We start from the raw sequence: 14,523 nt of genomic DNA on the forward strand, positions 1-14,523 counted from the left end.
CAAAGCGGCAGTTGATTATCTTTCCCTTTGCGGGCGGGAGTTCAAGTTCACTTCGCGACTTGGCTGTTTGGTTAGAGGAGCCCATGGAACTTGTGTATGTGGACTATCCAGGTCATCTACTTCGAAGTGAGGAGACGCTCCTGGAGTCAGTGCCCGAACTAGCCTTCGACAGTTGGCGGCGGATCGGGGGTAGGCTACGGGCCGGGTATCTAGTGCTGGGAATGAGCCTCGGGGCACTTGTAGCGTTGGAGTTTGTGAAGGTCGGCAAGTCCTTTGGGAAGGCAGCGGAAGGAATTGTTGCAATCTCTTCGGTCCCCCCGGGAAGAATTTCGATGCAAGGCCACTTTTCGCATCTGCCTGAGTCTGAGTTCGTGGGCGAGCTGTGCGCGCGGTACCCCGGGGACTTCTCGACGATGGCCACAGATCCTGTGGTGCGCGAACATTTATTGCCCATCCTCCGCGCCGACATCACTGCGTTCGAGAGCTACGGACAGCGTCCTCTCGAATTGGTTGATGTTCCGTGTCTTGCAGTCGGGGGGACAGATGATCGATCTGTATCATACTGGGACCTGCTCGCGTGGGGATCTTGCACCACGGGGCAATGCGTCACCAGGAGGGTTTCCGGCGGACACTTTCTTCTGGAAGAGTCAGGCAGCCAAGTCGCTGGCGAAATTCTCGAATGGGCACAAAGTCTGGATAGGTAGGTCCTCTATGCTTTTGATTCACTTAGATAAGGTTTGATATAATGATTCACAAGTACCCTGGCAAGCGGGAGCATCCACTGCATCCACCAAGGGACTACTATTCAATGGCCCAAGAGGGGCCGATCGCGCGAGCAGAATTGGCGGACGGGCGTCAGGTGTGGCTCGTAACCCGGTATGCCGAGGCAAGGCAGGTTCTCGAGGATACGCGATTCAGTTCCGACGCTACACGACCCGGCTTTCCGGTCCGGCGCTCGCCGAGCGCCCTCATCCGCAATGATCCCCCTCAACATACGCACCTCAGGAAGTTCTTGGCGAACGAGTTCCGGGGTAGGGCCGTCGCCGACCTGGAGCCGGAAATCGCGGAGATCGTGAGAGATCTGGGGGGTAAGATGGCTCAGAGCGAAGAGGTGGAATTTATGTCCGCATTCGCGCTTCCGCTCCCTTCGACAGTGATCTGTCGTCTACTAGCCGTACCGGACGGCGATCATATCGCCCTCCAGGAGATGGGTGCACGTACACTTAGCGCAACTGCATCTGACGCTGAGGTGGACGCCGCAGTTGAGGAGCTGGGTGATTACATGCGCGGCATCGTCGCGCGTGAGCTCGCCCAACCGTCAGACTCGATGGTTGGGCGATTGGCACGCTCAAGCAAGGAGTATGGAATCAGCGGCGAAACACTCGCGGATTTGTGTAGGCTGTTACTCGTCGCGGGCCACGTCACCACCGTTAATGCGATCGGAATCGGCCTCTATTCACTTCTCAGGCAGAGGCAGCAGTGGCAACTTCTTTCTGCGGAGCCTTCGAGAGTCGGTCGTGCTGTGGACGAATTGTTGCGTTTTTTGACCGTTGCACAGACACTATCCCGAGTCGCTACTCAAGACTTGGAGATTGCTGGCGTGCGGATCAAGGAGGGCGATGGAGTGATGGTGTTGCTAACGGTAGCGAATCGCGATGAACGCGTGTTCGACCGGCCGAACGTGCTGGACATTTCCCGACCCAGAGGTTCGCATCTGGCATTCGGCTACGGACCGCACCTCTGTCTAGGAGCGGCCCTGGCACGACTTGAAATGAAAGAAGCATTTCGGTATCTCAGTCAGGAGTTTCCAGACGTCTCTCTTGCTGCGGATGGGGATGAACTGAACTATAGGACAAACGTCCTCATCTATGGCGTGCACGAGCTGCCACTGCGCTTGCGATGAGTGAGGTCCGGTGGCCAATGGCGCCGCAACAAGAGTATATGCTGTCAAACATTCAATTTAAGTCCGCGGATCCAGGACTGAGATTCAGAAACCCATTTCTAGCTCTCTCTATACGTGGGCAACTCAATGTAGAGCGTTTCGAGGCGGCGGTCTCTGTTCTTGTCCGGCGGCACTCCGTATTGCGAGCCGAACTCGATCAGACCGGTCGCTTGTCGATGCGGATACGGCGGGTAGAGGAGGTGAACGGTTTCACTTTTGAAGATGATTGTGATGACCCAACTTCGGTCTTGGCAGAAGAAGAGTGGCGTCGTTTTGACCTTACGCGAGCGCCACTCTGGCGAGTGAAAGTGATCCGAATTGATCTTGAAGAGTACATAGTATCCCTGTCATTCTGCCATCTAATATGGGATGGGATTTCTATGCGCACGTTTTTGGATCTACTGGCGCGTGAGTACGCTAGTTATGGGTGTGATAAAGAACCGGCGCAGTATGAGATATTTGTTAATCGAGCTGAGCAGGAGCGGATGTTGCGCCAGGCAGGATCGGTGCAGTCCCTCACGGAATCCCCGGGAATCAGCCGTGCGAGACACGAACGGCGGGATGGTGGAATCGAAGTCTCTGAGATTGACGTTCGCCGTTATACCGTTTCGATTGGGCGGGAAAAGATGGGGAAGATTAGAGCTCGCGCCATAAGTAGCGGAACAGGGCCCTTCGTAGCGTTACTATCCGCATACATGATCGCCGCAGCCAGTGTATTCCACCGGTCTAGTCTGGTCACAGCGTTTGCGACCAGCCGATTAGACCTTAGGCCTGCAGAGGATTGCCTGGGGTACTTTTCAGACCTGTCGGTGGGTGTATTCCTTTCGGATGCTACTGCGCCAGGTGAAGCTCGGATCCAGTGGGTCAATCGTGTTCCTTCGTGGACAGAGATCCAGCCAAGCCTTGGTGTAACGTATCCACAAGAGATCTGGGACTTTTGGGCGAGGGGGCCGGTTTTCTCGGGTGCACTCGAGTGGCCAGACTTGCTTCCCAAGTTGAGAACCTGCGTGCTGGATCTGACTCCGAGCTCACGGATGCTCGTCTCTAATGGTCTTCATAGGCGCGTATTCGGGGGGCAGATCATTCCGGCGTTCATCGTGGATGATTTATTGGAAGGTATTGTACATCTTGAATATAACGCCACTGCACTAAATCGACGTGTTGTTATGAAACTTGCTGATCAGCTGTGTGCAGAGGTGGACTCCTAATATCTTAGAATCGTGACTACTCAACTCTGCATGAGTATGTAAATAAATGCGTTTCGCGCCAATGTTTTGGGACCTGAAAGTATTGTTTGTTTGGAATGATCTAGTTATATAGACGGGAATTGGATTCCAATATGAAGGTGTTGATTCTTGGTGGTGGGCGATTTGTGGGCCGTGCGCTTGGTGCCGCAGTGGCTTCAAGGGGGTGGCGTGCGACTGTTCTGAACAGCGACGCAGTTGCTCCTCGATTTCCAGTGATTCAGTGGTGGAAAGGGGATCGTAATCGGACCGGTAGTTTAGATGCCGTGGCCGGGGAAGATTGGGATTTGATCCTTGATACTTGGTCGGGATCAGCAGAAGCCGTAAGCCGTAGCGTCTCAGTCCTGGGGAGACGCGCTGGAACTTACTGCTACGTGTCGAGCATCGTTGCGGGTTTTCCAAGCGCAGGAGATTATGCTGCCCGAAAACGGGCATGCGAACTGCAAGTGTTACGCCTCGGCGGGACTGCGCTAATTGTCCGTTTGGGTCTAGTGCTAGGTCCGCACGAATATCCTGGCCGACTCCCTTACTGGCTTGATCGCCTGGCGACGCAGGAAGATGTGCTAGTGCCAGGTCGGCCAGGTAGGCCGATCCGGTACGTAGATGTTCGTGACGTTGCAGAGTCGATTCTAAATGTTGTTGTGGAGCGGCGCTCAGGTACATATTCCTTAACGTCGCTGGCGGAGAAAGTTGTAACTATGGGGGATCTGATATCTGCAGCTTCGGCGACAGTTGGACGGCACCTGCCTGTAACCTGGATTCCTGATCCCCTCGCGCTGAGATGTGGGATACGTCCTTGGACGCAAGTTCCATTGTGGATTCCAGAAGGAAAATCGCCCTTCGACGCGTACGCGGTGCCGACAGACCGAGTATTTGCCAGTGCGGCTGTTGGGAACTATGAGACTGCAAAAGCTACATGGGCCTGGATGCAGAGCTCAGGTGCTGTTGGGGAGCTAGATGAGCGCGGGTGGCTCTCTAAGAGTTACGAAGTGGACGTACTACGTCGGTGTGCGGGTTCTGGCGCGGGATGGTCCGAGTGATGCGGAGTCGCGTTCGAGTGCATTCCAGGCGACGTGTGGCTGCACTTGCCCGTGTGCTTCTGGTCGTTGGTAGTGAAGCAGAGGCACGTCGCGACTACAGGGGTCTCTTGAATAGATTTGGATTTGCTAGGGTCAGGGTTGAATGCTTCGAGATCCATATTCTGCCTCTGACAGCCCGTGGGGATATGTACTTGACTATTGTCGTTTGGTGGATGTAGCGCTGTGACTAGGGCAGCTTTGGTCTCGGTGTTTCAGGCAGCTCTGGACGTTGGGGGGTCTGTCGCCACTGACTTCGAGATTCTGGATCCTGCTGAGCAGGTCCGGGCTGGTGCCTTCCATTTTTTAAGTGACGCAAGCAGGTATATATCAGCACATGCTGTATTGCGTCGTATCCTTGGACAAGTGCTTGATAAAGCCCCTGCGGAGGTGAAACTTGGTCGGGCCGCTTGCCCTCTCTGTGGCGGTCCACACGGGCGCCCGGTAGTCCTTAACGGCCCATTGGCGTTTAATTTTTCGCTGTCTTATGCAGGCGGACTTGCGTTGGTCGCAGTCGCTATGAGGCCAGTGGGAGTGGACGTGGAACGGACTGTAGGGAGGACAACCATGCGAAATTTGACGCCGTTGCTTCATCCTTGCGAGCAGCGCGAGTTCAGACGTGTTGACAGACCACTGGAATGCGCTGCCTTCACGCAGCTTTGGGTGCGCAAGGAGGCATACCTCAAGGGACTTGGTACCGGGCTCGCAAGGGAATTACACCTGGACTATGTCGGGGCGGAGGGCTTGGCTGCGCACCCAGTGGGATGGGTGTTCGCCGATATCGAAGTTCCTACAGGATACTCTGCCGCAGTAGCCATAGCAGCAGAGACCGGACAGGAGGTGGTGGTTGAGTTACAGTGACGTCTGGCGAGGATATTAGAGGCGGATCGGTAGTCCTCACCGAAGTCATCAGCAAGTACTTCAGGACCGTAGGTCACCTGGCCTCCCGGGGAGGGATCGCGCCGACCACCAGTTGTTCCGGGACCTCGATTAGAGGAGAATACGCCAACCACGGTGGCTACAAGAGGTTGAATTCATCCCTGCTCAGCAGCGCTTTCCACGAACGGAACACCGGGCGCAAATTCCAATGCACGTGTCCAGCCCCGGCAGGCAATGTCCATCGACCTAGAGGCTGCTTGTGGCCACTCACTCTCCTCGGAGCCGCAGAGCCGCCTCAACGGTTTGTGAGAGCAGGACTGCGATCGTCATTGGCCCGACGCCGCCAGGTACAGGTGTTATGAATCCTGCCCTCTGTGCGGCTGTCGGATACTCTACGTCACCAACGTTACCAGCGTTGTAGCCGGCATCAATAACGGTTGATCCTGGCTTGATCCAATCACCCTGCACGAGTTCGGGGCGACCAACTGCAGCCACCACGATATCTGCCTCGCGAACGATCTGATCGAGGTCTCGTGTCTTCGAGTGACAGAATGTCACGGTTGCGTTCCTAGTGAGCAATAACATGCCAACCGGTTTACCTAGAATTGGGCTTCGACCGACAACTACAGCATGTTTTCCTGTGGGATCAATTTTATATGAGTCCAACAACCGAATGATGCCGCCCGGCGTACATGATGAAAATCCTGACTCACCTAGCGCCATCGCTGCGAAAGAGGCCGAGGTGACGCCATCGACGTCCTTTGCGGGGGAGATCGAATCAAAAACCCGACGTTCGTCAACCTGCGGTGGCATCGGGTGCTGTACCAGAATACCGTCCACCGCATCATCGTCAGACAAAGATCTGACCAATTCGGAGACGTCCTCAGTTGAGCTGTCGGCTCGCAGATAGTGCGCCTGAGAAGCGAGACCTAGCGACCGCGCACGATTCGCCTTCATTCGTACGTAAGTATGCGATGCAGGATCATCACCTACCAGTACTGTCGCGAGCGAGGGCTTACGACCGTAAGCCCTCTCGTAATCGGCCGCGAGTGTCCCGGTCTTGCGCAGCAAATCTGCGGCAACTCGCTGACCGTCGATTATGGTTGCAGACATTGACTCCCTAACAATTGAGCGAGCACCCTCGCAGGAACTTTAGATCTGCAGGTGCGTGCGACGCAAGGCCCCCAGTGGAACTGGCTAGTGGACTATAGTACCGCTACTTTGGCGACTTCTAGAGAAATCGGCGGACACTGGCTCATTCTCTTGCCCCTGCCACAACACGATACCTGCCTTGCCGGTGTTCCAGGACAGTAGCACTATCGAGCGGGTGTCGACACGAGTCGGCAACCTGTGAAAAACCGGAAGTTAACACCTACCTGAGTCTCGGGTAGTAAGCGCATGCTTAAAGCCCTGTTCACAGTAAGGGTGTCCGACGTAGTATTTTTCCCATGCTGTTCCGCTCTAGGTGCGTAACAAAGTCGATGCGAGACGGAACCTTGTAGGGCGACAGTCGGTGACGAGCAAACTCACGCAATTCGGCCGCAGTAAGGTCGCTGGCCACCACTTTAGCGCAGACTTCCTGGCCCAATGTTGTATGGTTGCGACCCTCCACTAAGACATCGAAAACCCGTGGGTGCTTTAAAAGTTGGTATTCCACTTCTTCGACCGATACCTTCCGTCCCCCAACCGCAATTATGTTAGAGGCGCGTCCGACGAGCTCTAGAGAACCGTCTTCTGCAAGGTATCCAAAATCGCTGGTCCGTACCCATGATTGATCGAAACTAGCAACGTTAAGATTGGGGTCGAGGTATGTACGTGTGGGAGCGTTATGGGCTGAGAGCCAAATTCTCCCGACCCGGCCATTTTGCACCACGCGGCCAGCCTCGTCCGTGATTCGCAACGACGTGCCCTCTCTGGGCCGGCCAACATTTCGGGGGCGCCGGGGGTCATATTGACCCGAGGTTCCCGCAGGGGACGCTTCAGTGGAACCGTAGCTCGTAAATATCTTGGCGTTGGGAAAGGCATGCTGCAATATGGAGTGAGTGTCGGGCGTCGGGAACGAACCAGTCATTCCGACTGCGACGATCTGTGGATGGACATCAGCGCTTGTCCACGATCGACCTAATTGAGCCACCATGGCTGGCGGGAATACTAAGGACGTCACGTCCGGCGAAGTTGAGATGACCGCATTCAACCTAGCTGGGTCGAACCCACTCAAGACACGAACTGGATAATCGTGGGTGATGGTTCGCACGAGTTGATTCTGAAACGCAGATGTTCCTAGGGGTAGGGTATGGAGCAAGGTGCCTTCGCGCGCGTCAAAGTTCTGCTTAACCGACCAGCCCAAGTTGCCATGCGGAACGATGATGGCAGATGGGGTCCCGGTTGTACCTGACGAAAATAGGATCTGCGCCGGACTACCAGACTCATGCGATACAAGTGCCTTTCTCGGCCACTCTGACTTGACGCCGTTGGCCAGAAGCTCAGTAATAATGTGGTATTCAACATTGGAGTCGACTGATTTCGTCGACAAAAGATAGCGCGGACCAACGATGTCGATGATTCTGTTAATCTCATGTCGTGGCTGTGGAAGGGCAACAGGTGTTGCAACGGCCCCAGTAGCCATCACCGCCATGTAGGCTGTAGCAAAATCGAGAAACTCGGCGTTATGAAAGGCCAGAAGGATGCGTTCCCCGGCAGGTATTTGTGGTAAAACTGCTGCCAGTTCAACCGCTCGGCGCCACCATTCTCCATAGGTTAACTCGACCCCTGAGTCATCAATTATCGCAATATCGTTTGAGCGATAATCGGCCGACTTAGCCAGTTGTGCAATAATGTTGACGGATGTTCCCTGCATTGTGTGCCCTCTCTGAATCGGCATGGCTTGGTGCATCGGAGTTGGATGACTACTTCCCGGTTTAGTATCCCGCGCCCTTGCCTGATTTACATATCTTTAGAGCCATAATATTTAATCATGACACAGCCCTCCCAGACAAAATCTTCCCGGTGTCGTCAGAAGTGGTTTATTCGTCCATAAAGTACAAGGTGTTCCTCTCCGTTTTAGCCGATTCGGGGCGCCCAGGCAGAACGATGAACTATAAGTTTGATGGAGGACTCATAAAGGGTTCCTGAATCAGGGTAAGTCTGGTCGTATTATTATAGAACAGCAAATCGCCGTTTGGCCTACGCCGGTTCTCGAGGCAGGCAAGTAGGTTCGGGGTGTTTACCCGGTGTGCTCAGCATAGGGTAGTCAGTTCCGTGCCCTCTACCGTTTTTCGGGCCCACGATCGTGCCCGCTAGCCCGCGGATCAGCTCCCCAAGCTCACCGACCGGAAGGGCCGCCCGTTCACTGATGCCCGTACCGTGGTCGAGGGAATCATCCATCGATACCGGTCCGGCATCGCCTGGCGGGACCTGGTTGAGGTCTTCGGCCCTTGGCAGACGGTGTGGACTTGGCATCGCCGACTGGTAGCCGAGGCACCTGGGAGCAGATCCTCGCGAAGCTGCAAGCCCGGGCTGATGCTGAAGGGCCCATCGACTGGACAGTCTCAGTGGACTCCACGGCTGCTCGTGCTCATCAGCGTGCCACCAACATCACCCGCCACACAGGGGGCTTCGTCGAATTACACGAATCCTGGGATCGAGCCCCCTGACCACGCCGTGGGGCGCTCTCGTGGCGGGCGGACCTCGAAGGTTCACCAGCTCGTCGAGGGTCACGGGCTGCCGCTTTCCAGGATCGTCTCACCGGGACAGGCAAACGATGCCCCGGTGCTCATCCCGCTGGTGGAGAAGATCCGGGTGCCGCGCATCGGGCCTGGACGAACGCACCCTACCCAATGAGCTCATAGGGGATAAGGTCTGCTCCTCCCGGTCTATCCGGAAATACTTGCGCCGGCGGGCGATCATCGCGACCATCGCTGAGCCTGAGGATTAGAAACGTCACCGGGCCAACCGTGGCACCAGCGGCGGCAGACCGCCGAAGTTCGATGCCCAGAGCTTTGAGGGCCGCAATATCGTCGAACGCGGGTTCTGCCATCTCAAGCAATGGCGAGGCATCGCCACCGGCTACGACAAACTCGCCACCACATTCCGCGCCGCGGCCCTACTCCACGGTCTCATCGCCTGGACCAAGCATTTATCAGACACTCCCAAGTCGTTGACGGTTTCTGCAAGGGAGTAGCAGTTTTCGGCCACAGTTCCGATCGAGGGTGTCATTCCGATCTCAGCAGGCGTTCCCCGAACCTGATGGAGGTGAACTGGCACCGGGGATCCAGGTACAGTGGCAGCTATTGGTGCTCACGCCCTCACCGACCGCTGACTGGCAAGACCAGGCACTGATGACCGAAATGTTTGGTCGGCCCGCATGGCATGTGCCCGTCTCCGTGCAGGCCGCTGAGCGTGTTCCTCCGTATCGGGCCCGGACCTCGGAAGGTTGTTGGGGTTATAACTAGGGGCAACGATCCGTGGCACATTCATGGGTCAGGTGCCCCGCGACCATGATGTCGAGAAAGACTACATGCCGTATAATGCGCAGAGTTCAAAGATCCGCAGGTTCGCTAAACCGCACGTCGACTAAATGAGGTGTCTGCCCCTCGCTGAATGGCAAACCGCAGGAGTTGCGGTCTTGATGATGCCCAGTCAGTGCCAAGCAGCAGACCCCACTTCCACCTGATTCAACCACGACGGCCCAGATCTCAGTTGAAGTCCGGTCAGTCCCAGTCGGGTTCCTTGACCGGTGGGGCCGGCTGTAGGGGATAGTCCGGCATGGTTGGGGTATCCGGTGTGTCTGCCTGGTGGGGCACCGGCCAGGAGTCCTCCATCAGGGGTCGGTATTTATGGTGTTGGGGCTCGAATGGCTCCTCCGGCACCTGCACCTGTAGCCTCTTGGCTTCTGGCTGGTGGCCGTCGATCTCCGCGGCGGTCTCAGGGGGCGGGTTCAGTGCTAGTTGCAGCCGGTTCCAGTAGGGCCGCAGACAGTCATTTTTTGCGGGTTCGCGGCCGAGCGCTGTGGCTTCGTCTGTTTGCCCGGAGACGTGTCTCCAGACCACCACGGCCTCGATAGCGTGAGTGCGTTGGGCAGGGTCAGAGAATTGGTTCTGCAGCTGGGTGAACCACTCTGGCTTATCCCGGTGCAGTGTGGAGATCCGTGCGTTGACCTGATCAGCAACATCGACTTGGAGCTTGTCCCATACCTGGGGTTGGGCACCGGTGGCTGGCTCTACCGGTGGGAGCATCCCACCGGGGCCGACACCGGCACTGGCCTCGGGCCGCTGGCACCGGTCCAGGATCTCCTCTATCCCGTCTTCTGGTCGGATCTGCCCTACGTGGTGTGCGGCAGGGTCGGCAGCCACCAGGCGCTGCCACCGCTGATCGGAGTAGACGGCCTCACGTTGGGAGGCAGTGAGGTTCTTCGCCGCCCAGGTCTTGGTCCTCTCCAGCCGGGAGGCCCACTGGAGGTAGGCAGCTTCATGGCATAGCCGGCCGACGTCGTTAGCCCACCCCAGTTCGGTCTCCTGGACCTCGTGGGCTGACTTCTCCGCGCTGGCCCGGGCCACCACAGACTCCAGGATCTCTGCTGGGCTCTGGCCGGCTGGTTCCTCACTGAGCATTTCCCAGGCATCCGGGGAGTGGGTGTGCTCATCGGTGAAGTCCACATAGGCGTGGTTGCCCTCTTTGCCACGGGTCATGGCCACATAGAACAGTTCCCGGTTCAGCCCCGGGGCCACCACAGCGTGGGCGGTATCAACGGTGACGCCCTGTGCGCGGTGGGCGGTACAGGCGTAGCCGTGCTCCACGTTGGCCTGAAGATAGTCAGCATCCAGGACCACTGTTGCGCCGTTGGACTCCACGGTGGCCTCGGCGGCCCCGTCGTCTCTGATCTGGGTGATCTTCAGCCGGGTGCCGTTGGCGATGAACTCCCCTGAGGAGTCCCGGAGGTTGCGGTTATTCTTCCGTGCCAGCAGCACATCACCGATACCAGCCTCCACCGTGTTGCGCAGCTGCACTGTCCGGGTGATATCGACCTGGCCGGAGGCCACCAGGTCAGCATGAGCCCGGGCGTTGAGATCAGCGACCGCCTGGTTATCTGAGGCAATCAGGATGGACCCTTTGCCCTGGTCCTGGTCAGACTTCCACGCCTGGTAGGCCGCATCAGCAGCATCGGTGTCTGGGTCGCCGTGGAGCCTCCCGGCGTCGTCGTATTCTGCCAGCACACTGGTATCACCCCGGCGCAGCCGCAATGAGGCTTCTGCTTCCCACTTGTTCGGCTCCCAGTCCTGGTCCTGTTCGTTGAACTGCCGGAACCTCCAGACCTGGGAGAGCGCAGCGTGGTCCATGTTCCGCTCGATATGCCCGAGGAAACCGCCGGCGTCTACGGCTTCGAGCTGGGCGGGGTCACCCACCATGAGCACTTTGGCCCCGGCAGCTTCAGCCTGCTGGGCGAGTTCAGCCAGCTGGGCAGTGGAGACCATCGAGGCCTCATCGAGGATCAGCAGCTGGCCTGCCCGGAACCGGTACCGCGCTTGGTCAGCAAAATCGGTGGCCAGCCTTGCTTGGAGGGCTTCGAACTTAGACGCCAGCCCCGGGGCTGAGGCCCGGGAAGCAGCAGCCAGCTTCTTCTCCAAGCTGGCCAGCTCCTGCTGGGTTTTCTCGACCCGCAGCGCCCGGGCGGCTGCACCCTCGCCCACTGATTCATGAAGCCACTTCGCGGTGTTCTCCGTGGTCACTCCGATCTCATCACCGAGCACCCCGGCGGCAACGGCAGAGGGGGCCAGCCCGACTACGGAGCCCTGCCCGTATTTCTGTTGCCAGGCATCGGTGATCGCACTCATTGTGGTGGTCTTGCCGGTACCGGCTGGCCCGATGATCGCAGAGATCCCCGCCTGGGAGGAAAGCACCTGGTGTGCGGCCTGGTACTGGTCCTCGCTGAGCGGATATCCAGAGTCAGACCGCCACCGGGCGAGTTGATCTTGAAGATCTTCAACATCACCCAAGTTGGGGGCGTCCTCAGCTTCTACCCGGTCGATGAGGTAGCTCTCCTGGTCCAGTACATCCTGGGTGGTGTAGACCCCTGCGGTACGCCGGTGGTCGAACACTGAGCGGCCACCAACACCTACAGTGCGATCAGCCACCTGTGGGGCCACACTGCGCCCAGGGGTCAGTGCTACTGCCTGCTGAAGTGCCTGGTGGACCACCTGGTCCACGATCTGCTGGCGCTGCTGGAACGAGGAGCACCGCACCAGGCGCAGCACCCGCTCAGCAGAGGCGCGCACATTGGCCTCAGAGAACGTGGTGCGCCGCTGGGAGGCATCAGCCAGAGCCCACGATCCTAAGGCGGTGAACACCTGGTCGTTGAGCATATCCGGGGTGATCACACTGGCCTGGCCTCCTACAGCATCTTTGACCACCTGCTCGGGCTGATACCCAGCAGCCCGGGCACGGTCCCGCCAAGACGCCAGCTTCTCCGGCAACGTGGTGTGGGCGATGCTGTCCTTATCCGGCCTGCTCTCCAACGTGGCTTGCTGGCGCAGCTTCAGCTTCTGCGCATTCGACGGGGACTGCCCAGTCTGCTCCTTGTAGGCTGCGATCAGCTCATCAGTGCGAGCCTCGATGGTGGCAGAGCGCTGGGAGAACTCCTCGATCAGCCTGTCCGGGACACCGGCCAGCTCCGTGCGGTGCGCCGGCTCATAGGAGCCACCTGCCGGGGTCTCGGCATCGGTGACCAACGCGGTGAGGTCATTCACTGCCCCTGGAGTGCGAGACTCGGCTACCGCACCGGCCTGCTCGTAGATCCGGTCATAGAGCACGCTGTTATACATCTCCGAGAGGGCGACCACATGCCGGTGCAGCGTGTAGGAGTCCAAGGTCACCCACTGACCATCTGATGAGCGCTGGACCCTGTTGGCGATCACTGCATGGGTGTGCAGCTGGGGATCACCGGCACGGGAGTCCCAGTGATCGAACAAGGAAGCCACCATCCCCTCGACCTCGACGTGGGCAACACCGCCGTGACCGGCCCGGGACTGGATCACATTCTGCTCAGCCCAGGTGAGGACTTCGGCCACTGCTTGCCGGTGCGCCTGGTGGAGCCTGTCCTGGAGATCCGGTCCTCCCATCGCCCACAGCGCTGAAACACTCTTAGGCGGGGAGAACGTCAGATCGAACCCGGCCACACCCTCCCGCTCTTTCTTCGCCTCAGCTCCCATCGGGGTCTTCGCCCCCTGCGGTGCAGCCTGGGACTTCATCAACGGCCGTCCCAGTTTCTCTCCTGTGCCAGGGTCGGCCTGGCGCTCATAGACCGCCCGGGCGGCAGCCTCGGTGACCTGCTCACCCACACCCACAGAGGAAAGCCCAGCCAATCCCGTGCCGAACCACTCACCGGGCGGGGCCTTGGCCTCGGTGTAGTAATCGGTCAGCGAATGCTCTTGACCATCGGCCAGGGAGGCGTGGCTGAGGTAGTAGTTGATCGTCATCTTCGAGATCGAAACGGTCACCGGGCACCGCCTTTCGTCCGGTCACCTGACCGGTCAGGCCGGGCACCGGCCTCGGTCAGCTCCTTGCGCCAGTTGGCCCAGGTGGCCACTATCGTCCGGTCAATCTTCGACCCACGCTGACCGGTCAGCTGCTGGGCCAGCCGCCCGGCCAGCACGTTCCACTGCTCTACGACTGTCTGGTACCTCTTGCGGTCACCGTGCAGGGTCCGGGCGATATCCACCAGCGCCTGATAGTCAGTGGACATGGCCTCGTACCGGTCAGCCAGCGACCGATGCTCGGTCACTAGCCGGTCATACTGACCGGACAGCTCATTCATCCGGTGCTGGAGATCCACGATCCTCTCTGCCGCCCGGGTCAGGTGTGACCGGTCAACCGTTCCCTCGGTGGCCGAGGCCAACTCCGCGGTGACCGCCGCCACCCGGTCACGAGCTTCAAGCACTGTCCGGGCACGCGCCCGGGAGGACTTCACCCACATCCGCTCCTGACGAGCCAGCTGCGTGCGCAGATCCCGGATCGTGGCCTCCCGGTCCTCCACGCGGGCGTGTGCCTGGCCCAGCTGAGTCTCCAGATGCTGGAGCCGCTGATAGGCACCGACCAGCTCTGCTCTGAGATCCGTCGTCTCGGAGCCGCGCAGCCGCGCCCGCCGGCGGCGAACCTCAGCACGCTTCCTGCACGAAGCAGAACAGTACTTCCGGCGCGGATCAGCATCATCAGGCAAGGACTCGGGGCAGCCAGCACAATGGCGTGGTGGGGAACTCATAGCTGGTCTTTATGCAACCGGCCCTCAGCACGTCTGGCACAACAGCCCTACACCCGGTAGGGAGTATGTCGGTGGACGTGCGTTATTGAGGGCAGGTTTTATTCGGCGCGTTGAGCGATGTAGCCGGAC

The 14,523-nt window shown here is 58.6% G+C and carries 9 protein-coding genes and 1 pseudogene; 6 read left to right on the forward strand and 4 right to left on the reverse strand.

Translation table 11 applies throughout. The features are described 5' to 3' along the window. Window positions 1-11: 11 nt before the first annotated feature. The 5 genes from GNZ21_RS05100 to GNZ21_RS16290 all read left to right on the forward strand — a co-directional run bounded on the left by GNZ21_RS05100 (window position 12) and on the right by GNZ21_RS16290 (window position 5,123). Window positions 12-704, forward strand: coding sequence for a thioesterase II family protein (locus tag GNZ21_RS05100; RefSeq protein ID WP_268234823.1), 693 nt, complete (start codon window positions 12-14; stop codon window positions 702-704). A 41-nt stretch (window positions 705-745) separates the two neighbouring features. After that, a complete protein-coding gene (locus tag GNZ21_RS05105; RefSeq protein ID WP_157321960.1) occupies window positions 746-1,903 on the forward strand; it encodes a cytochrome P450 in 1,158 nt (385 codons plus the stop codon). A 38-nt stretch (window positions 1,904-1,941) separates the two neighbouring features. Further along, window positions 1,942-3,150 (forward strand): condensation domain-containing protein, encoded by a 1,209-nt coding sequence (locus GNZ21_RS05110; protein ID WP_229659449.1) that lies wholly within the window; start codon window positions 1,942-1,944, stop codon window positions 3,148-3,150. A gap of 131 nt (window positions 3,151-3,281) precedes the next feature. Next, window positions 3,282-4,226 carry an NAD-dependent epimerase/dehydratase family protein gene (locus GNZ21_RS16285; protein WP_373868400.1) on the forward strand — a complete coding sequence of 315 codons (945 nt, stop codon included), beginning with the start codon at window positions 3,282-3,284 and terminating at the stop codon, window positions 4,224-4,226. Window positions 4,227-4,781: 555 nt separating this feature from the next. After that, complete coding sequence (locus GNZ21_RS16290) at window positions 4,782-5,123, forward strand: 4'-phosphopantetheinyl transferase family protein (RefSeq protein WP_373868401.1); 342 nt, start codon at window positions 4,782-4,784, stop codon at window positions 5,121-5,123. Window positions 5,124-5,408: 285 nt separating this feature from the next. Here GNZ21_RS16290 and GNZ21_RS05120 read toward each other — a convergent pair whose 3' ends face one another. Both GNZ21_RS05120 and GNZ21_RS05125 read right to left on the reverse strand, forming a co-directional pair. Next, the gene (locus GNZ21_RS05120; RefSeq protein ID WP_157321966.1) at window positions 5,409-6,254 is read right to left on the reverse strand and encodes a bifunctional 5,10-methylenetetrahydrofolate dehydrogenase/5,10-methenyltetrahydrofolate cyclohydrolase; all 846 of its coding nucleotides are present in this window, start codon (window positions 6,252-6,254) and stop codon (window positions 5,409-5,411) included. Between the two features lie 301 nt (window positions 6,255-6,555). Beyond that, entirely contained in the window at window positions 6,556-7,998 is a 1,443-nt protein-coding gene (locus GNZ21_RS05125) for a class I adenylate-forming enzyme family protein (RefSeq protein ID WP_188503563.1), read from the reverse strand. Window positions 7,999-8,444: 446 nt separating this feature from the next. On the opposite strand from GNZ21_RS05125, the pseudogene GNZ21_RS05130 reads away from it, so the two are divergent. Continuing rightward, window positions 8,445-9,321: pseudogene (locus GNZ21_RS05130) on the forward strand (IS5 family transposase); the annotation flags it as partial. A gap of 529 nt (window positions 9,322-9,850) precedes the next feature. On the opposite strand, the gene mobF reads toward GNZ21_RS05130, so the two are convergent. Together mobF and GNZ21_RS05140 are read right to left on the reverse strand one after the other, a co-directional pair. Continuing rightward, window positions 9,851-13,633: a MobF family relaxase gene (gene mobF, locus GNZ21_RS05135; RefSeq protein WP_157321970.1), complete on the reverse strand. Its 3,783-nt coding sequence runs from the start codon at window positions 13,631-13,633 to the stop codon at window positions 9,851-9,853. After that, a complete protein-coding gene (locus tag GNZ21_RS05140) occupies window positions 13,630-14,394 on the reverse strand; it encodes a hypothetical protein (RefSeq protein ID WP_157321972.1) in 765 nt (254 codons plus the stop codon). The genes mobF and GNZ21_RS05140 overlap by 4 nt, the downstream gene beginning before the upstream one ends. Between the last annotated feature and the right edge of the window lie 129 nt (window positions 14,395-14,523).

It is taken from the genome of Nesterenkonia alkaliphila, from assembly GCF_009758175.1.
In the GTDB taxonomy this organism is placed as follows: domain Bacteria; phylum Actinomycetota; class Actinomycetes; order Actinomycetales; family Micrococcaceae; genus Nesterenkonia; species Nesterenkonia alkaliphila.